This is a genomic window from Streptomyces sp. NPDC041784 (assembly GCF_055591025.1).
Map to the genome: position 1 here is coordinate 215,994 of NZ_JBVJAB010000008.1, position 20,410 is coordinate 236,403.

17 protein-coding genes and 5 pseudogenes are annotated in these 20,410 nt (G+C 70.5%); 8 read left to right on the forward strand and 14 right to left on the reverse strand.

Translation table 11 applies throughout. From position 1 onward, the window contains the following. Positions 1-49: 49 nt before the first annotated feature. Complete coding sequence (locus ACZ6D7_RS19600) at positions 50-889, reverse strand: hypothetical protein (RefSeq protein WP_469491923.1); 840 nt, start codon at positions 887-889, stop codon at positions 50-52. Positions 890-945: 56 nt separating this feature from the next. Next, entirely contained in the window at positions 946-2,376 is a 1,431-nt protein-coding gene (argH, locus tag ACZ6D7_RS19605) for an argininosuccinate lyase (protein WP_469491924.1), read from the reverse strand. 233 nt (positions 2,377-2,609) lie between these two features. Between argH and ACZ6D7_RS19610 the strand changes: the two genes are divergently transcribed. The 5 genes from ACZ6D7_RS19610 to ACZ6D7_RS19630 all read left to right on the forward strand — a co-directional run bounded on the left by ACZ6D7_RS19610 (position 2,610) and on the right by ACZ6D7_RS19630 (position 7,706). Continuing rightward, a complete protein-coding gene (locus ACZ6D7_RS19610) occupies positions 2,610-3,512 on the forward strand; it encodes a hypothetical protein (RefSeq protein WP_469491926.1) in 903 nt (300 codons plus the stop codon). A gap of 108 nt (positions 3,513-3,620) precedes the next feature. Further along, positions 3,621-4,208: a pyridoxamine 5'-phosphate oxidase family protein gene (locus tag ACZ6D7_RS19615; protein ID WP_469491928.1), complete on the forward strand. Its 588-nt coding sequence runs from the start codon at positions 3,621-3,623 to the stop codon at positions 4,206-4,208. A 122-nt stretch (positions 4,209-4,330) separates the two neighbouring features. Then, complete coding sequence (locus tag ACZ6D7_RS19620; RefSeq protein WP_469491930.1) at positions 4,331-5,713, forward strand: ferredoxin reductase family protein; 1,383 nt, start codon at positions 4,331-4,333, stop codon at positions 5,711-5,713. Between the two features lie 60 nt (positions 5,714-5,773). After that, positions 5,774-6,910, forward strand: coding sequence for an FMN-binding protein (locus tag ACZ6D7_RS19625; RefSeq protein ID WP_469491932.1), 1,137 nt, complete (start codon positions 5,774-5,776; stop codon positions 6,908-6,910). A gap of 55 nt (positions 6,911-6,965) precedes the next feature. Then, a complete protein-coding gene (locus ACZ6D7_RS19630) occupies positions 6,966-7,706 on the forward strand; it encodes an FAD:protein FMN transferase (protein WP_469492212.1) in 741 nt (246 codons plus the stop codon). Positions 7,707-7,902: 196 nt separating this feature from the next. Here ACZ6D7_RS19630 and ACZ6D7_RS19635 read toward each other — a convergent pair whose 3' ends face one another. Genes ACZ6D7_RS19635 through argC form a run of 5 tightly spaced genes read right to left on the reverse strand, consistent with a single transcriptional unit; the run spans position 7,903 to position 12,760 of the window. Beyond that, complete coding sequence (locus tag ACZ6D7_RS19635) at positions 7,903-8,448, reverse strand: arginine repressor (protein WP_469491934.1); 546 nt, start codon at positions 8,446-8,448, stop codon at positions 7,903-7,905. 7 nt (positions 8,449-8,455) lie between these two features. Continuing rightward, positions 8,456-9,652 (reverse strand): acetylornithine transaminase, encoded by a 1,197-nt coding sequence (locus tag ACZ6D7_RS19640; RefSeq protein WP_469491936.1) that lies wholly within the window; start codon positions 9,650-9,652, stop codon positions 8,456-8,458. After that, positions 9,649-10,587, reverse strand: a complete 939-nt coding sequence (gene argB, locus ACZ6D7_RS19645) for an acetylglutamate kinase (RefSeq protein ID WP_469491938.1) — start codon at positions 10,585-10,587, stop codon at positions 9,649-9,651. The genes ACZ6D7_RS19640 and argB overlap by 4 nt, the downstream gene beginning before the upstream one ends. Next, complete coding sequence (gene argJ, locus ACZ6D7_RS19650) at positions 10,584-11,735, reverse strand: bifunctional glutamate N-acetyltransferase/amino-acid acetyltransferase ArgJ (RefSeq protein WP_469491940.1); 1,152 nt, start codon at positions 11,733-11,735, stop codon at positions 10,584-10,586. Before argJ ends, argB begins: the two co-directional genes overlap by 4 nt. Further along, positions 11,732-12,760, reverse strand: a complete 1,029-nt coding sequence (argC, locus tag ACZ6D7_RS19655) for an N-acetyl-gamma-glutamyl-phosphate reductase (RefSeq protein ID WP_469491944.1) — start codon at positions 12,758-12,760, stop codon at positions 11,732-11,734. The genes argJ and argC overlap by 4 nt, the downstream gene beginning before the upstream one ends. 282 nt (positions 12,761-13,042) lie before the next feature. On the opposite strand from argC, the pseudogene ACZ6D7_RS19660 reads away from it, so the two are divergent. Together ACZ6D7_RS19660 and ACZ6D7_RS19665 are read left to right on the forward strand one after the other, a co-directional pair. Next, positions 13,043-13,165: pseudogene (locus ACZ6D7_RS19660) on the forward strand (thiolase family protein); the annotation flags it as partial. Between the two features lie 131 nt (positions 13,166-13,296). Further along, a pseudogene (locus ACZ6D7_RS19665) lies at positions 13,297-13,353 on the forward strand (hypothetical protein); the annotation flags it as partial. 246 nt (positions 13,354-13,599) lie between these two features. Here the strand turns inward: ACZ6D7_RS19665 and ACZ6D7_RS19670 are convergent. From ACZ6D7_RS19670 to ACZ6D7_RS19685, 4 genes and pseudogenes are all read right to left on the reverse strand, one after another. Continuing rightward, positions 13,600-13,881 (reverse strand): annotated as a pseudogene (locus ACZ6D7_RS19670) (thiolase family protein); the annotation flags it as partial. Positions 13,882-13,923: 42 nt separating this feature from the next. After that, positions 13,924-14,055: a hypothetical protein gene (locus ACZ6D7_RS19675; protein ID WP_469491946.1), complete on the reverse strand. Its 132-nt coding sequence runs from the start codon at positions 14,053-14,055 to the stop codon at positions 13,924-13,926. 409 nt (positions 14,056-14,464) lie between these two features. After that, the gene (locus tag ACZ6D7_RS19680; protein ID WP_469491947.1) at positions 14,465-15,478 is read right to left on the reverse strand and encodes a zinc-binding dehydrogenase; all 1,014 of its coding nucleotides are present in this window, start codon (positions 15,476-15,478) and stop codon (positions 14,465-14,467) included. 25 nt (positions 15,479-15,503) lie between these two features. Beyond that, positions 15,504-15,713 (reverse strand): annotated as a pseudogene (locus ACZ6D7_RS19685) (hypothetical protein); the annotation flags it as partial. A 388-nt stretch (positions 15,714-16,101) separates the two neighbouring features. On the opposite strand from ACZ6D7_RS19685, the pseudogene ACZ6D7_RS19690 reads away from it, so the two are divergent. Next, a pseudogene (locus ACZ6D7_RS19690) lies at positions 16,102-16,350 on the forward strand (ATP-binding protein); the annotation flags it as partial. A 12-nt stretch (positions 16,351-16,362) separates the two neighbouring features. On the opposite strand, the gene ACZ6D7_RS19695 reads toward ACZ6D7_RS19690, so the two are convergent. The 3 genes from ACZ6D7_RS19695 to ACZ6D7_RS19705 form a co-directional block, all read right to left on the reverse strand. After that, positions 16,363-17,247 carry an SDR family NAD(P)-dependent oxidoreductase gene (locus ACZ6D7_RS19695; protein ID WP_180293070.1) on the reverse strand — a complete coding sequence of 295 codons (885 nt, stop codon included), beginning with the start codon at positions 17,245-17,247 and terminating at the stop codon, positions 16,363-16,365. A 36-nt stretch (positions 17,248-17,283) separates the two neighbouring features. Next, positions 17,284-18,855: an AMP-binding protein gene (locus ACZ6D7_RS19700; RefSeq protein WP_469491949.1), complete on the reverse strand. Its 1,572-nt coding sequence runs from the start codon at positions 18,853-18,855 to the stop codon at positions 17,284-17,286. A 225-nt stretch (positions 18,856-19,080) separates the two neighbouring features. Continuing rightward, positions 19,081-20,379 (reverse strand): acyl-CoA dehydrogenase family protein, encoded by a 1,299-nt coding sequence (locus ACZ6D7_RS19705; RefSeq protein WP_469491951.1) that lies wholly within the window; start codon positions 20,377-20,379, stop codon positions 19,081-19,083. Positions 20,380-20,410: the final 31 nt, after the last annotated feature.

The window sequence follows — 20,410 nt, forward strand, 5'->3', positions numbered from 1 at the left end:
TAACCCGCCCGCCGGGGACGAAACGTGAGCCCGCCCCCAGGGACAGGCCCTAGACGAGGTCCGCCGGCCTGGTGTCCGCCAGCACGTTCCGCACGTACGCCGTGTAGCGCTCGAACAGCTCGGGTTGGGCCGTCCGGGCGATGTCGAGCACCGGCGCGTCGGCTCTCCGTACGCCTGCCAGGTAGTGCGAGGTACGGCAGCGACCCGTTTCGGCGCCGGGATCGACGAGGGACACGTAGCAGGTGGGCAGTTGCCGGGTGAAGCGCACCGCCATCCGCCCGGGGTGGCCCTCGGCCTCGAAGTCGCGGGCCACCCGCAACAGCTGGCGGGCCGAGTCGGCCGCCCGCACCGGCAGGTCGGGCTCACCGATGCTCCGGGCGTACTCGGCCATCAGGCTCGAGTCGGGATCGGCCACGATGTAGGTGATCTGCACGCCCCGGGCCAGCAGCTCGCGCACCGGAGCGGTGAAGTCCCGCTCGGGACGCGAGACGAACAGGCTCGTCAGACTGCGCAGCGCGATGCCGACCTCGATGATCTCCGCACGCGCCCCGTCGAGGAACTGGGCCTTCTCGGAAGGAGAGGGCCGGCCCTGGGCATGGACGGTCAGGCCGCGGCCGCCGGCTCCGGCGGCCATTCGCGCGTCGATGACGTGCCCCATCTCCTCCAGGAACCGCTGCCGTTCGGCATCCCGCAGGAAGAAGTCGTAATAGAAGGGCACGGCGACGCCCGCTGCCGCGAACAGGGCCAGCTCGTTGAGCATCGCCCACCCGAAGCCGTCACGGCCGTTGGACACGAGCGCCAGGCTCAGCCCCGCGAGCAGGACGCAGAGTGCGAGCGCGGCACGGAACCGGCTCAGCAGCCGACGGCTTCCCGGTGCGGTGTCCTCCATGGTTTCCCCCCGCCTCCCTGTCTGCCCGGGGAGGCGGGGGTTCACGCACCCGGCGGTTACCGCTTCTTGGCGTCCGCCCACGCGTGCTGCGCCGCCACGTCCGTCTTGACCTCCGCCAGCTGGACGGCCACCGCGCTGGGTGCCGTACCTCCCCGGCCGTCGCGCGAGGCCAGGGCGCCCGGGACGTTGAGGACGGTCCGCACCTCGGGAGTCAGATGGGCGGAGATCTTCGCGAACTGCTCGTCGGTCAGCTCGTCCAGCTCCTTGCCCTCGGCCTCGGCGGCCTTCACGCACTCGCCGGCCACCTCGTGCGCCACCCGGAACGGCACGCCCTGCTTGACCAGCCACTCGGCGATGTCGGTGGCGAGGGAGAAGCCGGCCGGGGCCAGTTCCTCCATGCGCTCGCGGTGGACGGTGAGCGTGGCGATCATGCCGGTGAAGGCGGGCAGCAGGACCTCGAGCTGGTCGCAGGAGTCGAAGACCGGCTCCTTGTCCTCCTGGAGGTCGCGGTTGTAGGCGAGGGGCAGGGCCTTGAGGGTGGCCATGAGACCGGTGAGGTTGCCGATGAGACGGCCGCTCTTGCCCCGCGCCAGCTCCGCGATGTCCGGGTTCTTCTTCTGCGGCATGATCGACGAGCCGGTGGAGAACGCGTCGTGCAGGGTCACGAAGGAGAACTCCTTCGTGTTCCAGATGATGATCTCCTCGGAGATCCGGGAGAGGTTCACCCCGATCATCGCGGTGACGAAGGCGAACTCGGCGACGAAGTCGCGGGAGGCCGTGCCGTCGATGGAGTTGCCGACGCTGCCGTGCTCGAAGCCGAGGTCCGCGGCGACGGCCTCCGGGTCCAGGCCGAGGGAGGAACCGGCCAGGGCGCCGGAGCCGTACGGGGAGACCGCCGTGCGCTCGTCCCACTGGCGCAGCCGCTCGGCGTCCCGGGAGAGGGACTGGACGTGCGCGAGGACGTGGTGGGCGAAGAGGACCGGCTGGGCGTGCTGGAGGTGGGTGCGGCCGGGCATCGCCACGTCCGGGTGGGCCTCCGCCAGGCCGATCAGGGCGTCCTGCAGCTCGGCGATCAGGCCGCCGATGATCCGCGCGTGGTCGCGCAGGTACATGCGGAAGAGGGTGGCGACCTGGTCGTTGCGGGAGCGGCCCGCCCGCAGCTTGCCGCCGAGGTCGGGGCCGAGGCGCTCCAGCAGACCCCGCTCCAGCGCGGTGTGGACGTCCTCGTCGGCGATCGTGCCCACGAAGGAGCCGTCGGCCACGTCCGCCTCGAGCCGGTCGAGCCCGGCGGTCATCCGGGTCAGCTCGTCCTCGGTGAGCAGGCCCGCCTTGTGCAGCACGCGCGCGTGGGCACGCGAACCGGCGATGTCGTAGGGCGCCAGCCGCCAGTCGAAGTGGACGGACGCGGACAGCTTGGCCAGGGCCTCGGCGGGACCGTCGGCGAAACGACCGCCCCAGAGCCGGACGTCACCGCTGTTGCTGCTCACTTGCGTTGCTCCTCACCGCTGCACTCAACGTCACACGTTCATGCATGAGTATGCAGAGCTATGCATGATTCGTCAATTCAGAGGGGCGGGGCGGCGACGGGGGTCGCCGTCCCAGAAGAGTCCTGAAGAGATTTTGAAGCCTCCTTGAACAACGGCAACCGCTTTCCCGTACTTACCGCTGAACGCCGGCGCCGCGTTTGTAAACCCACTCCTGACCCAAGTGAGGCATCCGCATGTCCAGGGCTCTTCCGAAGTACAACAAGCGTCGCGTCGCGATCATCGGCGGCGCCGCCGCCGTGGCTCTGACCGGTGCGGTCGTCGTGAACACGGCCCTTGCCGGGGAGTCGTCCAAGAGCGGCACGACCAACGCCAACACGCTGGCCAGCCCCGGCACGATCTCCTGCCCGGACGTCACCTCGCAGCTCCCGGCGATCCCGGCCTCCGCGCAGGCCGAGGTCGACCGCAATCTCGCCCTCCTCCAGACGCAGATCGACGAGGCCAACCAGCGGCTGATCGACACCGTGGGCCAGGGCGGGCCGAACTTCGTGCAGAACGCGATCCTCGGCCCCCTGGAGAACAAGCGGATCGCCACGCTCAACCGCATCGAGACCGCCATCGGCCGCGCGGCCGAGAAGCCCGAGGGCCTCGAGGCGGCCGCGCCCTGCGAGCTGAACGCGGGCGGCGTGGCGGACACCGGCGAGGAGGCCGGTGCGGAGGCGGGCGCCGAGGACGAGGCGGACGCCGGAGCCGAGGCGGGCGCCGAAGCCACGGAGACCCCCGCCGAAGGCGCCGAGGACGGCGCGGCGGAGACGGGCGAGGACGCGGGTGCCGAGGCGGGCGCCGCGGGCACGATCACCTGCCCGGACGTCGCCTCGCAGCTCCCCGAGATCCCCGCGACCGCGCAGGCCGAGGTCGACCGCAACCTCACCCTCCTCCAGACGCAGATCGACGAGGCCAACACGCGTCTGCAGAACACCGTCGGCCAGGGCGGCCCGAACTTCGTGCAGAACGCGATCCTCGGCCCGCTGGCGGGCAAGCGCGTGTCGACGATCGACCGCATCGCCATCTCCATCGGCCGCGCCGGCACCAAGCCGCAGGGTCTGGAGGCCCTGGCCACCTGCACGTTGAACCAGTGACGTGACAGGTGCGGTGGCCGCCCCGAGGAAGCACCGGCCGGGGCGGCCGCTGCCGTGTGCGCGTATTTCCTCAGACGCGCGAAAAACTTTCCCGGATAATCGTTAGACATGGGAAAGACTTATGAGCGCATCGACGGCAGGCTCCGTACGTTCATCGAGGAGCAGCCCCTCTTCTTCACCGCGACCGCGCCCCTGTCCGGCGACGGCACGGTCAACCTCTCCCCCAAGGGCCTCAAGGGTTCGTTCGCCGTGCTCGACGAACACACCGTGGCCTATCTCGACTTCGCCGGCTCCAACGCGGAGACCATCGCGCATCTGCGCGAGAACGGCCGGATCACGCTGATGTGGTGCGCGTTCCAGGGTCCGCCGAACATCGTGCGGGTGCACGGCCGCGGCGAGCCCGTCTTCCGCGACGACCCCCGCTTCACCGCCCTTCTGGCCCGCTTCCCCGGCTTCGATCCCACCCCGCACGGACTGCGCGCGATCATCGTCGTGCACGCCGAACTCGTCCGGGACACCTGCGGATACGCGGTGCCCTTCATGACGTACGACGAGGACCGCTCGCTGCACGCCCAGCGCTTCGGGCGCGAGGACGACGTGTCGCTGGACGCGTACTTCACGAAGAAGGAACACGTGGCGACCAGCATCGACGGCCTGCCGGGGCTGCCGCTGCCGTTGCCGCCGTCCGTGGCCTGAGCACCTGATCACGGGCAGGGGCGTCCGGTCACCGACTTCCCATCGGACTCGACGGGAAGCTGAACACTCGGCGGTCGAGCCACGTACCTGTGGGCGATGGGTCAAGTCCCCACGGAGGAACAGTGACCACCACGATCGCAGGCGGACGTGCCGCCCGCCGCCAGACGATGCGCCGCATCCGCCCGCGCCGATCCCCGGCCGTCCCGTTGTTGCTCGCCGTATGGGCGGGCGCGGCGGGCGTGCTGTGGCTGTGGTGGGCGAACACCCCGGCCATCTCGGACAACAACGGCAGGATCCTCCAGGCGGGACGGATCACCGGTCTGCTCGCCGGCTATCTGATGGCGCTCGTGGTCCTCCAGATGGCGCGGGTGCCCGCGCTGGAGCGGCGGGTCGGTTCCGACCGGGTCGCCCGCTGGCACGCCATGTCCGGACGCTACACGCTCTGTCTGACCTTCGCGCACGTCTTCCTCATCATGTGGGGATACGCGCTCCAGGCCGGCAAGTCGCTCGGAGACATCGTCCAGCAGACGATCGACTCCGTGAACCAGCTGCCCGACATGGGCAAGGCGGCGATCGGCACCGGTCTGCTGCTGGTCATCGGGCTGGTGTCGATCGGCCCGGTCCGGCGCCGGATACCGTACGACACCTGGTACCACGTGCACCTGATGACGTACGCGGCGGTGTACCTGACGTTCTGGCACCAGATCACCACCGGCAACGAGTTCGCGGTGGAGCCGAGCGCGAAGACCTTCTGGTACGCGCTCTACGGCTCGGTCACCGCGGTCGTGATCTGGTACCGCGTCCTGACCCCGATCCGGCTGAACCTGCGCCACCGTCTGTACGTCGAGGCGGTCATCGAGGAGACGCCCGGCATCGTGTCGGTGCTGATCGGCGGCCGCAAGCTGCACCGGATCGGCGCGGAGGCCGGGCAGTTCTTCCGGTGGCGGTTCCTGGCGCCGGGGATGCGCTTCAGCTCCCACCCGTACTCGCTGTCGGCGAACCCCCGCCCCGAGCTGCTGCGGATCACGGTCAAGGCGATCGGCGACCACACCGCGGCGCTGCGCGAACTGCGGCCCGGCACGAAGGTGTGGGCCGAGGGTCCCTACGGCGCGATGACCGCGTCCCGGCGCAGCCGCGGCAAGGTGCTGCTGGTGGCCGGCGGTGTGGGCATCACCCCGATGCGGACGCTGTTCGAGACGCTGCCGGGCTCGCCCGGTGACATCACGCTCCTCTACCGGGCCAACAGCACCCAGGACCTGGCGCTGTGGGACGAGCTGGCGAAGATCGCCGACGAGCGCGGGGCACGGCTGATGTACGCGGTCAACAGCCCCGACGGGGAGCGGCCCGACATCTCGGCGGAGTCCCTCCAGCGCAAGATCCCCGACATCGACGACCACGACGTCTTCATGTGCGGGCCGAACGGCTTCGCCCAGGGCGTGTACGAGGCACTGCGCGGCGCCGGGGTACCGGCCCGCCGCATCCATCACGAGTCGTTCGAGATGTGAGCGACGGGAACACCACGGCAACCCCCAAGCCATCAGCGGGAATCAGGAGTTCTGGAAAAGATGAGGAAGAGCCACCCCCTTCGGCGCGTCATGCTCGCCACCGCCGCGACCGTGTCCGGGATCGTGCTGCTGCTGACGTTGAAGCCGGGATCCGACCCGGACTCGCAGGCGGCGGGCGCGGCACAGCAGGGCGCCGCCCAGGCCGGTGCCGCGGCTGCCGCGTCGGGCACCTACACCGGTGACGCGGTGGACACCCAGTACGGGGCCGTCCAGGTGCGGGTCACCCTCGCCGCCGGCAAGATCACCCAGGCGGAGGCGGTCCAGCAGCCCAAGGGCGGCCAGAGCGACCAGATCAACGCGAACGCCGTCCCCAAGCTCAACCAGGCCGCGGTCGCCGCGAACGGGTCCAACATCGACACGGTGTCCGGCGCGACCTACACCACCGAGGGCTACAAGAAGTCCCTCCAGTCCGCGATCGACAAGGCGAACGCCGGCGCGGGCGCCTCCCAGGGGTCCGGCCAGGCCGCCCCGGTCACCGGTGTCTTCACCGGCGACGCGGCGGACACCCAGTACGGGGCGATCCAGGTCCGGATCACCGTCAAGGACAACCAGATCACCAAGTCGGAGACGGTCCAGCAGCCCAAGGGCGGCCAGAGCGACCAGATCACCGGCAACGCCGTCCCCAAGCTCAACCAGGACGTCGTCACCAAGCAGAGCCCGGCCATCGACACGGTGTCCGGCGCGACCTACACCAGCGAGGGCTACAAGAAGTCCCTCCAGTCCGCCATCGACAAGGCGAACGCCAGCGCCGGGTCCGCCCAGGAGGCCGGGGGCCAGGCGTCGCAGTCGCCGGAGGCCGGGGCGCAGGACCCGGGGTCGCAGGACGCCGGGTCGCAGGACTCCGGCGGCGGGAGCGCCCAGGCGTCGGGCACCTTCACGGGTGAGACCGTCCAGACGGACTACGGCCCCGTCCAGGTCCGGATCACCGTCGCCAACGGCAAGATCACCAAGGCGGAGGCGCTCCAGCAGCCCAAGGGCGGGCAGAGCGACCAGATCAACGGCAACGCCGTGCCCAAGCTGAACCAGGCGGCCGTGGCGGCCGGCAGCGCGGACATCGACGCGGTGTCCGGGGCGACGTACACCAGCGGCGGGTACAAGGAATCCCTCCAGTCGGCGCTGGACCAGGCCGGTGCCTGAGACGGTGGCCGAGTCGGCAGCAGCTCCCGCCGCGGTGCGTCACGCGGAGGAGGTCATGGGGACCGTCTTCTCCTTCGACGTCCGCGGCGGGGACCCCGCGGCGGTGCGCGCGGCGCTGGACGAGGCGGTCGCCTCCCTGCACCGGGTCAACGAGGTGTTCAGCACGTACCGCGAGGACAGCCAGGTCTCCCGGATGCAGCGCGGCGAGCTGACCGTCGAGCAGTGCGATCCCGAGGTGGCCGAGGTGCTGGAACTGGGCGCCGAGGCGGAGCGGTCGAGCGACGGCTGGTTCAGCATGCGCTACGAGGGCCGCCTGGACCCGACCGGGATCGTCAAGGGCTGGGCGGCGGAGCGCGCGGCGCGGCTGATCGGCGGCGTGGCCGGGGTGAGCGGGGTCAGCGTCAACGGCGGCGGCGATGTGCAGCTGCTGGGCGTGCCCGGTCCGGAGCGGCCGTGGCGCGTCGGGGTGTCGGATCCGTTGCGGCCCGGCGGGCTGGCGGCGGTGGTGTCGGCGGCGGGCGCGGACGAGCTGGCGGTCGCCACGTCCGGTACGGCGGAGCGGGGTGCGCACATCGTGGATCCCCGCACGGGGCGCTCCGCGGTGACGGACCTGGTCGCCGTGACCGTGGTGACACCGCGGCTGACCTGGGCGGACTGCTGGGCCACGGCCGCGTTCGCGATGGGGTCGCGGGAGGCGCTGGCCTGGCTGGAGTCCCTGCCGGACGTGGAGGCGCTGCTGATCACGGCGGGCGACGAGGTGCGGTGCACGGGCGGGCTGGCCAGAAGGCTGGGCTGAGCCGGGGCCGGGCAGGGGTGGGTCGCTCAGCCCGGCGCTGCCGGGGTGCCGCCGCGCCCACCCGTGCGGCACGACGGCCCGCGGATCGCGAGCGGTGGCTGAGCAGCACCTGTGGCCGCAACGCCCCGGGGGCGCGGGGAACTGTGCGACCAGCCCCCACGCACCCGCGGTCGGCACACCACCCCGACCACCCCTCTCAGTGGCCGTTCTGAGCCAACCGCAGCAGGTGGTCGGCCAACGCCTGCCCCCCCGTAGGCTCACGGCTGATCAGCAGCAACGTGTCGTCACCGGCGATCGTCCCGAGGATGTCGTGCAGCTCGGCCTGGTCGATGGCCGAGGCGAGGAACTGGGCCGCACCCGGCGGAGTGCGCAGCACCACGAGGTTGGCCGAGGCCTCCGCGGAGATCAGCAGCTCCTGGGAGAGCCGCCGCATCCGCTCCTCCTTCGCCGACTCGCCCAGCGGAGCGCGGGGGGTCCGGAAACCCCCCTCACTCGGCACCGCGTAGATCAGGTCGCCGTCGTTGTTGCGGATCTTCACCGCGTTCAGCTCGTCCAGGTCCCGCGACAGCGTCGCCTGCGTCACGCTCAGCCCGTCGTCGGCGAGCAGCTTCGCCAGCTGGCTCTGCGAGCGCACCGGCTGCCGGTTGAGGATGTCCACGATCCGGCGGTGCCGGGCGGTGCGGGTCTGCGGCACGGCGGGCCCGTTGGCCCCCGGCTGCTCATGGTCCTGCGCCTGGCTCATCGTCGTCTCATTCCCCGGATCGTCCGTCCCCGCCCACTGCCTGGAGGATGCCGGGCAGCGCCCCGAGGAACGCCTCCACCGCGTCATCGTCGAGGTTCAGCGGCGGCATCAGCCGGACGACGTCGGGGGCGGGCGCGTTCACGAGGAATCCGGCCTCCTGAGCCGCCTGCTGCACCTGGGGCGCGAGCGGCTCGGTGAGCACGATACCCAGGAGAAGGCCCGCTCCCCGGACATAATCGATCAACGGGTGACCGAGACCCTCGATTCCGTCCCGCAACTTCTCGCTCTGCCGCTTGACATTCTCCAGCAACCCGTCGTTCTCGATGGTGTCGAGAACGGCGAGGCCGGCGGCGCAGGCGACCGGGTTGCCGCCGAAGGTCGTGCCGTGGTGGCCGGGCCGCAGCAGGTCGGCGGCCCGCCCGAAGGCGACGGTCGCGCCGAGCGGCAGCCCGCCGCCGAGGCCCTTGGCCAGGGTCACGACATCGGGCAGGACGCCCTCGTGGGCCTGGTACTCGAACCACTGCCCGGTCCGGCCGACGCCGGTCTGCACCTCGTCGAGGACCAGCAGCGATCCGGTGGCGGCGGTGATCGCCCGGGCCGCCTTCAGATAGCCCGCCGGGGGCACGACGACGCCGTTCTCGCCCTGGATCGGCTCGATGACGACGAGGGCCGTCTCCTCGGTGACCGCGGCGGCCAGCGCCTGCGCGTCGCCGTAGGGGACATGCGTGACGTCCCCGGGCAGCGGCAGGAACGGCTCCTGCTTGGCCGGCTGACCGGTGAGCGCCAGCGCTCCCATGGTGCGGCCGTGGAAGCCGCCCTGGGTGGCCACCATGTGGGTCCGCCCGGTGAGCCGGCCGATCTTGAAGGCGCCCTCGTTGGCCTCGGCGCCGGAGTTGCAGAAGTAGACCTTGCCGTCCCGGCCGAAGTGGCGCAGGAGCCGTTCGGCGAGGGCGACGGGCGGTTCGGCGATGAACAGGTTGGAGACATGGCCGAGGGACGCGATCTGGGTGCTGACGGCCGCCACGATCGCCGGGTGGGCGTGTCCGAGCGCGTTGACCGCGATGCCGCCGACGAAGTCGAGGTACTCCGTGCCGTCGGCGTCCCAGAGCCGGGCGCCCTCGCCGCGGACGAGCGGGATCCTCGGGGTGCCGTAGTTGTTCATGAGCGAGCCCTGCCACCGCTCGGTCAGTTCCTGGTTGCTCATGACGACTCCCCCTCTTTCTCGTCTTTCTCGTCGGACACGGCCTCGTCGGCCACGACCATCGTGCCGATGCCCTCGTCGGTGAAGATCTCCAGCAGGATCGAGTGCTGGACCCGCCCGTCGATGACCCGGGCGGTGGTGACGCCGCCGCGCACGGCGTGCAGACAGCCCTCCATCTTCGGGACCATGCCGGCGCTCAGCTCCGGCAGCAGCTTCTCCAGCTGGGAGGCGGTGAGGCGGCTGATCACCTCGTCGCTGTTCGGCCAGTCCTCGTAGAGGCCCTCGACGTCGGTGAGGACCATGAGGGTCTCGGCACCCAGCGCGGCAGCCAGTGCCGCAGCCGCCGTATCAGCATTGACGTTGTAGACATGTCCGTCGTCCTCGGAGCGGGCGATCGACGAGACGACCGGGATGCGGCCGTCGGCGAGCAGGGCCTCGATCGCGCCCGTGTCGATCGCGGTGATCTCGCCCACCCGTCCGATGTCGACCAATTCGCCGTCGATCTCGGGCTGGTGCTTGGTGGCGGTGATGGTGTGCGCGTCCTCGCCGGTCAGTCCGACGGCGAGCGGCCCGTGTTGGTTGAGCAGTCCGACCAGCTCGCGCTGGACCTGCCCGGCGAGCACCATCCGTACGACGTCCATGGCGTCCTCGGTGGTGACGCGCAGGCCGGCCTTGAACTCGCTGACGATGCCGGCCCGGTCGAGGGCGGCGCTGATCTGCGGGCCGCCGCCGTGCACGACGACCGGCTTGAGGCCGGCGTGGTGCAGGAAGACGACGTCCTGGGCGAAGGCGGCCTTCAGCTCCTCGTCGATCATGGCGTTGCCGCCGAACTTGATGACGACGGTCTTGCCGTTGTGCCGGACCAGCCAGGGCAGCGCCTCGATGAGGATCTGGGCCTTGGGAAGGGCGGTGTGCTTCCGCGCGGGTGTGTTGCTCATGACGAGTAGGCGCTGTTCTCGTGGACGTAGTCGGCGGTCAGGTCGTTGGTCCAGATCGTGGCCGACTCGGTGCCCGCGGCCAGGTCGGCGACGATGTGCACCTCGCGGTAGCGCATGTCGACCTTGTCGCGGTCCTCGCCGACTCCTCCGTTCTTGCAGACCCAGACGCCGTTGATGGCGACGTTGAGCCGGTCCGGCTCGAAGGCGGCCCCGGTGGTGCCGATCGCGGAGAGCACCCGGCCCCAGTTGGGGTCCTCGCCGTGGATGGCGCACTTGAGGAGGTTGTTGCGGGCGACGGAGCGGCCCACCTCGACGGCGTCGTCCTCGGTCGCGGCGTTGATCACCTCGACCTTGATGTCCTTGCTGGCGCCCTCGGCGTCCCGGATCAGCTGCTGGCCGAGGTCGTCGCAGACGGCCCGTACGGCGGCCGCGAACTCCTCGTACTCCGGGGTGACCCCGGCGGCGCCGGAGGCGAGCAGGAGCACGGTGTCGTTGGTGGACATGCAGCCGTCTGAGTCGACCCGGTCGAAGGTCACCTTGGTGGCGGCGCGCAGCGCCTTGTCCAGGACCGCGCCGTCGAGGTCGGCGTCGGTGGTGAGCACGACGAGCATGGTGGCGAGGCCGGGGGCGAGCATGCCGGCGCCCTTGGCCATGCCGCCGACCGTCCAGCCGTCGCCCTGGACCACGGACGTCTTGTGGACGGTGTCGGTGGTCTTGATGGCGATGGCGGCCTTCTCGCCGCCGTGCTCGCTCAGCGCGGCCGCGGCGGTCTCGACGCCCGGCAGCAGCTTGTCCATGGGCAGCAGCACACCGATGAGGCCGGTGGAGCAGACGGCGACCTCGATGGCGCCGCGGCCGAGGACCTCGGCGACCTTCTCGGCGGTCGCGTGGGTGTCCTGGAAGCCCTTCGGTCCCGTACAGGCGTTGGCGCCGCCGGAGTTGAGGACGACGGCGGAGACCTGGCCGCTCTTGAGGACCTGCTCGGACCACTGGACCGGCGCGGCCTTCACGCGGTTGGAGGTGAAGACGCCCGCGGCGGCGCGGCGCGGACCGGTGTTGACCACGAGGGCCAGGTCCGGGTTGCCGTTCTCCTTGATCCCGGCGGCGATGCCCGCCGCCGTGAATCCCTTGGCTGCCGTGACGCTCACGGTGCGACTCCGATCGTGGGAAGACCCAGCTCCTCGGGGAGTCCGAGGGCGATGTTCATGCTCTGGACGGCACCGCCCGCGGTGCCCTTGGTCAGATTGTCGATGGCGCTGATGACGATGATCCGGCCGACCGACTCGTCGTACGCGACCTGCACCTGAACGGTGTTGGAACCGTGGACGGAGGCCGTGGCGGGCCACTGCCCCTCGGGGAGCAGCCGGACGAACGGCTCGTCGGCGTAGGCCTTCTCGTAGGCGGCGCGCAGGGACTCGGCCGTGACTCCCGGCTTCGCGGCGGCGCTGCACGTGGCGAGGATCCCGCGGGGCATCGGCGCCAGGGTCGGCGTGAAGGAGACCGCGACCCGCTCCCCCGCCGCCGCGCTGAGGTTCTGGATCATCTCGGGCGTGTGCCGGTGGCCGCCGCCGACGCCGTACGGCGACATGGAGCCCATGACCTCCGAGCCCAGCAGATGAGGCTTGGGCGCCTTGCCGGCGCCGGAGGTGCCGGAGGCGGCGACGATCACGGCCTCGTGCTCGGCCAGTCCCGCCGCGTACGCCGGGTAGAGCGCGAGGGAGACGGCCGTGGGGTAGCAGCCGGGGACCGCGATGCGCTTGGACCCCTCCAGCGCGGTGCGGCCGCCCGGCAGTTCGGGGAGCCCGTAGGGCCAGGTCCCGGCGTGCGGCGAGCCGTAGAACCGCTCCCAGTCGGCCGGGTCCTTCAGCCGGAAGTCGGCGCCCATGTCGACGACGAGGACGTCCGGGCCGAGCTGTTCGGCGACGGCGGCGGACTGGCCGTGCGGGAGGGCGAGGAAGACGACGTCGTGTCCGGAGAGCGCCTCGGCGGTGGTCTCCTGAAGGACGCGGTCGGCCAGCGGGAACAGGTGCGGCTGGAGCGGGCCCAGCTTCTGGCCGGCGTTGGAATGGCCGGTCAGCGCGCCGATCTCGACCTCGGGGTGCGCGAGGAGCAGGCGCAGCACCTCGCCGCCCGCGTACCCGCTCGCTCCGGCCACTGCCGCACGTACCGCCATGGTCTCCTCCTTCTGGACGGCATGACTATACGTTTCCCTGCACGTTTATGCAATCTCTTCATAGTTGGCGGATGAGCACGCTGGGACCGAGCACCCGGTGATGCAGCAGAGGGCGGCGTTTCACTGCGGCTCCTGGCGGCGCCATCGCCCTCGGCCACCCCCTCGGCACCTCTGGAGCCCGCCTCACCGTCACCGTCGCCCACCAGCTCGCCCACCGGCACCGTTGGCGTTGCCGAAATACACGTCGCCTATGGCGGCCGGGTCCAACTCGGGGATGTGACCCAGGCCGTCATCCAGGGCTACCGGGCGATCGCGCTCGGAGACGCGAGCGTCATCGTGGTGGGCGGGGTGGAGTCCATGACCCGCGCGCCCTACGTGCTGCCCAAGTCCGACCGGCCCCTTCCCGGCCGAATCGGCGGGGCGATGGACCTGGTCCACGGCGCCCGCCAAGTGATCGTGGTGATGACCCACACCGCGCGGACGCCACCCTGCCCATGCGCGAGGGCGAGAGCGGTACCCCCCTCCTCTTCCAGGGCCAGGTGCGCAGCGCCGACGGCACCCCGCTGCCCGGCGCCCTGGTCGACATCTGGCAGGCCGACGCCGATGGCCTGTACGCGCAGTTCGCGCCGGGCCTACCGGAATGGCGACCGCGACGAGGGCGTCCGGCCGGGCGCCTCGCTGGAGGCGATGGCCAAGCTCAAGCCGTCCTTCCGCACCGAGAACGGCACGATCCGGTCACCCGGCTGGTGGCCGATCGGGAGCAGGTGATGACCGTGCAGCGGGCCGACGAGGTCGTGCGTGCCGCGCGTGCAGCCCGGCACTGGCGGTGTCAGCGTGGCGCGGACGCACGGCGGCGCCCGGCGCTGATCCGGATGCGAGACCGGGTCGCCCTTGCGTTGCGGGATGGTGACGGGGACGATCTCGGCGTCGAACAGGCCCTGTCGCTGAGCTGCGGCGGCCTTGCGGTGGCTGTGCAGGGCGAACTCGTCCTGCTGCTCGCGGCTGATCTTGTGCTTGTCGGCGATGAGCTCGGCGGACTCGCCCAGGGGGATGGTCCACTGCGGGTCCATCCTCGGGTTGACCATGCGCCAGCCGAGGGGGGTGGAGTACAGCTCGGCGTGCCAGCTGGCACGCGTGGCGCCCCGCCCACCTCCACCTGAAGGTCAGCGCACCCGGCAGCGCGTCGTCCACCAGTGCGAGGGCCTGGGCGTCGATGTGGTGATGGGCAACCAGATCGACGGCCAGATCGGCACTCTTTGGCCTGGAAGCGGCTCGGCGAGCAGGTCGTCGGTCATGTCGAGGAAGTTGGACCTGATCGGCAGGATCGACCCCGAGCCCGAGGTTCTGGCCCGCGTCGGCCGGGCGACCCGTGGCCGCCTTCTCCGTCGCGAGCGCCGACCGCCGCTTCGAGCCCGCCCGGTTCGCGCCGGCTCTGCGACGCGTTCGCCTCCGACTGGTACCACGTCAACATCTCGCACGCCAGACGTGCGGACGGTCGCCCGGATAGCGCACGAAGTCCCCGGCCGACACCTGACCCTTCCACCAGCTCGAAGGAGAGGGCGACAGCTGATTCCTCGCCCGGGCGCAGCACAGCCCCGGACAGCCACCAGACAGGTATGACGACGCAAGCTTCGGTGCCCTTCCCAGGGGCACCGAAGCTTGCGCCGTGCAAAAGGTCAGACGCGTCCGACCGTCATGTGCAGGTCAGGGCTGAAGGACCAGCCTGATCGGATTGCCTTCCTTGGTGTGCAAGCGCTGCACGGCCACGTTCGCCTGCTCCAGGGGCAGCACCTCCGTGACGGAAGCGGAGAAGTCGAGGCGCCCGCCTGCCACCAGGTCCACGAGCCGCAGCACCGAGTCGAGTTCCGTGCCGAAGTGCCCCCTGACCTGGTGCTTCAGGTAGCTGAAGGTGGTGCTGTCGCTGAAGGCGAGGGGACGCCCGGACAGCCCGACCAGGACGAGGCGGCCCCCCGGCCCCAGAACGGTCAGCGCCTGCTCGTGCACCGCCGAGACACCGGCGAAGTCGAAGGCGGCGTTCAGTCCGCTGCCCTTGGTGATGTCGAGCACCTGCTCCCGGAAGGTGGGGTCGGCGGAGTCGACAACGAGGTCTGCCCCCATCCGCCGGGCGCGCTCACGCGCCGCCGGGGCCGGGTCGGCCGCCACGATCGGGAAGGCGCCGACAGCCCGCAGCAGCTGCACCGCGTGGATGCCCAGACCTCCGACCCCCCACACACCCGCTGCCTCGCCCGGCCGGATGTCCGCGGTGCGGACGATGGCGTCCCAAGGAGTCGACACGGCATCGGGGATGATCGCCGCCTGCTCGAACGGGATCGAGTCGGGCAAGGGGACGACGCCCCCCGCGCTCACCAGGGCGTACTCGGCCCACCCACCGTCGAAGTCGACCCCGCGCGTGTGCATCTGGCCGTCCTTGATGTCCCCGCCCTGCAGGACCACGCGCTGACCGACCTGGCAGGCGGTCACCTCGGGGCCCAGCTCGACGATGGTGCCGGAGACCTCGTGCCCGAGGGTGACGGTGTCACCCTTGAGGTGCGGCGGGAGGCCGAGGGTGCCGTCGATGAGGTGCACGTCGGACATGCACACCCCGGCCGCGGCTACCTTGATCAGCACCTGTCCCGGGCCCGGGACAGGCTTGGGAACATCCTCGACGGTCAGCGTGTGGGTGGGGAAGTGCAAGCGAGCAGCTCGCATGAGCTCCATGGAATGTTCTCCGTCGCAACAGTCGTCATTGTCTTTGCGGTGCCGGTTTCGAGCGCACGGCCGAGGACAGCACCCGGCGTCCGACCTCCAGCAGCAGCGTGCGCGCGTCGACGCCGTAACGCTCGGCCGCCACCTCGGCGTGGCGCAGGAAGGAGGAGTAGACGCCACCGTAGCCGAGGGTGAGCGTCTCGCGGTCGACCTGCACCGGGCGGTCCCGGAGCGGGCGCACCAGGTCGTGCATGTTCAGTGAGGAGGCCACGACACGGACCCGGGACCACCCGGGCTTCGGGCGAGGCTCCGGTACGTCGCGCAGCACCAGCCCTGACAGAGGGTCGATGGCGCTCTGGGAGATGGCGGTTGCGGCAAGCACGGGGCCACGTTCGCCCCGAGGGGGCGTCCGGCCATAGCGCGTGTGCCGCTGTGCAGCACACGTTCCGGCCTCCGTGTCCCACCCGCGCCTCGGACCACGGCACAGGGGCGGTACCGACCGGGTGGCAGCGGTGAGCCGCGTGACGACGACCACAGCCAGCAGGCGCAGGACAACGCAACGTCGCCGCGACGAGAGTCCGCGGCGACGTCATGACCGGGCAGCCGCGCTCGGCCCGCCTCGTGCCGGCGGATCAGTGCGGAGCGAATTGGTCACCAACGCGATCCGGTATGCCACGGAGCCGATCAGGCTTCGCCTCATCAAGGAACAGACCCTGATCTGCGAGGTCTCCGACGCCAGCAACACCAGCCCCCACCTGCGCCGCGCACGCGTCTTCGACGAGGGCGGTCGCGGCCCTTTCCTTGTCGCCGAGCTCACGCGACGATGGGGCACCCGCAACACCCTCACAGGCAAGACCATCTGGGCCGAACAGTCCATTCCCTGAGTTCAGGTCCGTTCAGTCTCCTCCCGGCTGAGATTTCTGTGATCTCAGCACGGCCTCGCTCCAGCCGCCCGCGGCAGCACCTCTACCGGCAACCTTCTGTTCGGTGAGCTGATCCACCTCGACGGCGATCGGCTGCAGTTTCCGGTCCAGCAAAGCGGAAAGGAAGCCGCGCAGCAGGTATTGCAGACGCAGTGAACCCGGGATGAACACCCGGCGCTGCCTTCGCTGGATGCCCCGCACGATGCGGTCGGCGGCCAGCGACACCGGGAAGGTCTTGCCGGCAGCCCCGGGCAGCCGCGCCCGCGTCCGGGCGAAGTCCGCGTGCTCGTGGTCGGCGTCGCGCACCATCGGCGTGTCGATGAACATCGGGTAGGCGACGCCTACGCCGACGCCGAGGTGAGCCACCTCGACCCGGAACACGTCCAGCAGAGCCTCCAGTCCCGCCTTGCTCGCCGCGTACATGCCCTCGCCGGGCGGGGCGAAGATCGATGCGGCCGAGGCCACGCCGAGTACGTACCCTCGGCTGGCGATGAGGTGGGGCAGGCATTCCCGGATGAACCGCCAGTTGCCGGTCACGTTGACGTCGAGCACCGTGGCGAGCACCGACGGATCGAGGTGCCGTGCCGTGCCCACCGGACCGATACCCGCATTGGACACGGCGACATCGATGGCCCCGAACTCCTCGACCACGGCTCGCACGGCGGCCTCGACCGACTCCGGGTCGGTGATGTCGCACCGAAGCGCGAGAGCCGTACCTCCCAGATCCCTTGCGGCCTGCCGAACCGCGTCACCGTCGATGTCCAGCAGCGCGACCCGGTGCGTGCGCGCCAACCGCCGCGTCACAGCGAGGCCGATTCCACTGGCCGCGCCCGTGATCACCGCCACAGGTTGGGCCATCCGTTGATCCTTGCCTGTCGGGTCCGCCATGGCCGGTCAGATCTTCCGCTCGTGCCCGCGCCAGAAGGGCTCGCGGATGTCCTTCTTGAGCACCTTCCCGTTGGCGCTGCGGGGTAGGGCGTCGACGAACACGATCTTCTTCGGTGTCTTGATGCCGCCGAGCTTCGGCCGGCAGAAGGCCACCAGCTCCTCCTCCGTCAGCTGCGCAGCGTCGTTCAGTTCGACCACGGCGGTGACCGCCTCGCCCCAGTCTGCGTGCGGGGTGCCGATCACGGCGCAGTCCTGCACTGCCGGATGCGTCCAGATGACCTGCTCCACCTCGCTCGGGTAGACATTGAAGCCACCCGAGATGATCATGTCCTTCTTGCGGTCGGTGATGTGCAGGAAGCCCTCGTGGTCGAGGTAGCCGACGTCGCCGGTGTGCAGCCACCCGTCGACGATGGTCTCCGCGGTCTTCTCCGGGGCGTTGTAGTACCCCTTCATCAACAAGTCGCCGCGCACGCAGATTTCGCCGGTCTCCCCGGTGGGCAGGATGGTGCCGTTCTCGTCGAGGATCTCGACGCGCACCAGCGGTGCGGGCCGCCCCGTCGCCGACAGCCTGGCGTCGTCGGCGATCTCACCGTTGCGGAAGTGCTCCTCGGGGCGCAGGAAGGCGATCGCCGTGGGGGCCTCCGCCTGACCGTACCCCTGGAACATCACCGGGCCGAAGACGTCGATCGCGCGACGCAGCTTCTCGGTGGACATGGGGGCCGCACCGTAGGTGAAGTACTTCAGCGAGGAGAAGTCCCGCTGCTCGATGCCCGGTATCTCCAGTATCCGGTAGATGACGGTGGGCGGCAGGTACAGCTCCGTGACGCGGTGCTTCTCCAGGAGGTCGAGCAGTTCGAGCGGGTCGGGGCGGTGCATCACCACGATCGTGCCGCCGCGGGCCGTGACCGGCAGCGTGAGGGTGCCCGCGGCGTGGGTCATCGGCGCGGCGACCAGGTTCACGATCGGCTCGTCCGAGGAGTACGGCGCGGCGAACATGTGGTGCAGTGCGCTGACGGTAAGGCTCCGGTGCGTGTTCATCGCACCCTTCGGCGCCCCGGTGGTCCCGCCGGTCGGCATGATCCCGGCCACCACGTCCGCATCCGGGATGTAGTCGGGAAGCTCGCTGGACGCTCCCTCGGTGAACGACTCGAGCAGAACCGCGTCCGCCGCCGACAGGGCTTGCGCGTCCCCGCTCAGCGCGATCACGGTCTTCAGTTGCTTCAGTTCTGGGCGGAGCTGCTCCACGACCGGCAGGAACTGCTCGTGGCAGAACAGCACCTCGCAGTCGAAGGTGTCCAGCATCCGCTGGATCTCCTCCTTGGGGTATGCGGGGTTGACCGGGACCCAGGCCATCCCCGCCCTCCACATGCCAAGAACACAGGCCCACGCGAGGGGATCGTTGGCGGCGAGAACCGCGCCCTTGGTCTCGGGCTCGATGCCACGTGCGAGCAAGGCGTTCCCCACGCGGCACGAAAGCTCACCGATCTCGGTGTAGGTGAACGTCTGCTCCCCCGAGATGAAGGCCACCCGGTCCGGGTAGGCGCGCCAGCCGCGGTCGAAGAAGTCGGTCACAGCCATGCTGGTGGTTCCTTATCTGTGGAGTCGACCCCGAGATGCGGGGATCGGTCGGTCGTACTGGTCTGTGGGACTGTCGCGCCCCGCGCCGTAGGGTGCGGCGTGCCGTGACGCGCCGCGGCCAAGTGCCCGCCGGGGCGCACGGGAACGGACGGTCCTGGCATGGCGAGGACCGTCCGGGCCCGGATGGCGGGAACCGACGAAGCCGGCGGTACCCGCCTGGTGCGGTCAGGACCCGATCCGTCCGCCCTTGTACAGCTGCGTGTTCAGGTAGCCGAACTTCATGTTGAGCAGATGGTTCTCGCCGTCCTCGATACGGGCCGCCCGGGCGTCGCGGAAGAGCTTCTCCATCGGGTACTCGCGGGTCAGTCCGTTGCCGCCGAACAGCTGCAGGGCCTCATCGGCCACCTCGAACGCGAGGTCGGTGCAGGTGACCTTGGTTCCGCCGGTGTAGTAGGGGTGCTTGGCCGGCGACAGCGCGGTGTACTCGGCGGCCCGCCGGGCCAGTGCGCGCATCGTCTCCACCTTGCGGGCCATGGCGCCGAGACGGCTCTGCACCATCTGGTGCTCGGCCAGCAGCGCGCCGCCCTGGCGGCGCTCGTGGACGTACTCCAGCGCGTACTCGAGGGCCGCCCGGGCCAGCCCCGTCATGAGCTCGCCCATCGCCACACCCGCCGTGGACCAGGTGGAGGCGTGGCCGTGCCAGTAGTCGTCGCCGAGTGAAACGGCGTACCGCACGGGGACCTTGACGTCGTCGAAGAACAGCTCACCCTGGGGCAGGGCCCGCTTGCCCAGCTTCTCCAACGGCTTGCCGTGGGTCACCCCGGGCAGGTCGAGGGGAACGACGACCTCGACGCCGTGCGGGTGGCCCTCGCTGTCGAAGTACCCATCGCCGTAGTCGGCGACGATGGACAGGATCGCGACCTGGGCGACCGGGCCGTTGGAGACCCAGGCGGAGCTCTGCCCGTTGATCACGATGTCGCCGCCGCTGATCTTCGCGGTCAGGTTGCCCTTGTTGCCCTGCGGGGCGAGGGCGTGGCGCTCGGCGGGGTAGAGCATCGTGCCGTCCGAACCGCGGTCCGGCTGGCTGGCGACCCAGGCGCCGATCTTGCCCGCCGTCAGCTCGACCAGTTCCTGGTTGCCGGCTCGCTTGGCCATCATGTTCGGGAAGGCGGCGGCCGCCAGCGAGACCGCGAGGCCCGCGTCACCCCAGCCGAACTCCTCGACGACGATCGCCTGGAGCTTGGCCAGCTCCTGCGGCGGCACGTCGTCCGAGGCCGCGTCGAACTCGATTCCCGACGCCGCGGCCGTCGCCATGAACTCCCAGTACGGAGAGCCCTGTGCGATCACTTCATCGGCGCTCAGCTTGTCGATGGCGATACCCGCCGGGCGCATCACCTCGCGCGCGAACTTGTGCATCGCCTGCTGGACGGCGCGCTCCTCCTCGCCGAGGATCTCGAAACCGCTCTGTTCCACGAACGGCAGCCCGGGCCGTACCGATGCCGCGCCCTTGCCTTGCTGTGTCATGACTGTGTCGTCCTCTTCGCGTTCCTGTGGG

What these genes read in the sequence shown, in the direction of transcription:
- ACZ6D7_RS19600 (WP_469491923.1), bottom strand. Translation starts at nt 889, where the DNA reads ATGGAGGACACCGCACCGGGAAGCCGTCGGCTGCTGAGCCGGTTCCGT.
- ACZ6D7_RS19610 (WP_469491926.1), top strand. Translation starts at nt 2,610, where the DNA reads ATGTCCAGGGCTCTTCCGAAGTACAACAAGCGTCGCGTCGCGATCATC.
- ACZ6D7_RS19615 (WP_469491928.1), top strand. Translation starts at nt 3,621, where the DNA reads ATGGGAAAGACTTATGAGCGCATCGACGGCAGGCTCCGTACGTTCATC.
- ACZ6D7_RS19625 (WP_469491932.1), top strand. Translation starts at nt 5,774, where the DNA reads ATGAGGAAGAGCCACCCCCTTCGGCGCGTCATGCTCGCCACCGCCGCG.
- ACZ6D7_RS19630 (WP_469492212.1), top strand. Translation starts at nt 6,966, where the DNA reads ATGGGGACCGTCTTCTCCTTCGACGTCCGCGGCGGGGACCCCGCGGCG.
- ACZ6D7_RS19635 (WP_469491934.1), bottom strand. Translation starts at nt 8,448, where the DNA reads ATGAGCCAGGCGCAGGACCATGAGCAGCCGGGGGCCAACGGGCCCGCC.
- ACZ6D7_RS19640 (WP_469491936.1), bottom strand. Translation starts at nt 9,652, where the DNA reads ATGAGCAACCAGGAACTGACCGAGCGGTGGCAGGGCTCGCTCATGAAC.
- argB (WP_469491938.1), bottom strand. Translation starts at nt 10,587, where the DNA reads ATGAGCAACACACCCGCGCGGAAGCACACCGCCCTTCCCAAGGCCCAG.
- argC (WP_469491944.1), bottom strand. Translation starts at nt 12,760, where the DNA reads ATGGCGGTACGTGCGGCAGTGGCCGGAGCGAGCGGGTACGCGGGCGGC.
- ACZ6D7_RS19675 (WP_469491946.1), bottom strand. Translation starts at nt 14,055, where the DNA reads ATGACCGACGACCTGCTCGCCGAGCCGCTTCCAGGCCAAAGAGTGCCG.
- ACZ6D7_RS19680 (WP_469491947.1), bottom strand. Translation starts at nt 15,478, where the DNA reads ATGGAGCTCATGCGAGCTGCTCGCTTGCACTTCCCCACCCACACGCTG.
- ACZ6D7_RS19695 (WP_180293070.1), bottom strand. Translation starts at nt 17,247, where the DNA reads ATGGCCCAACCTGTGGCGGTGATCACGGGCGCGGCCAGTGGAATCGGC.
- ACZ6D7_RS19700 (WP_469491949.1), bottom strand. Translation starts at nt 18,855, where the DNA reads ATGGCTGTGACCGACTTCTTCGACCGCGGCTGGCGCGCCTACCCGGAC.
- ACZ6D7_RS19705 (WP_469491951.1), bottom strand. Translation starts at nt 20,379, where the DNA reads ATGACACAGCAAGGCAAGGGCGCGGCATCGGTACGGCCCGGGCTGCCG.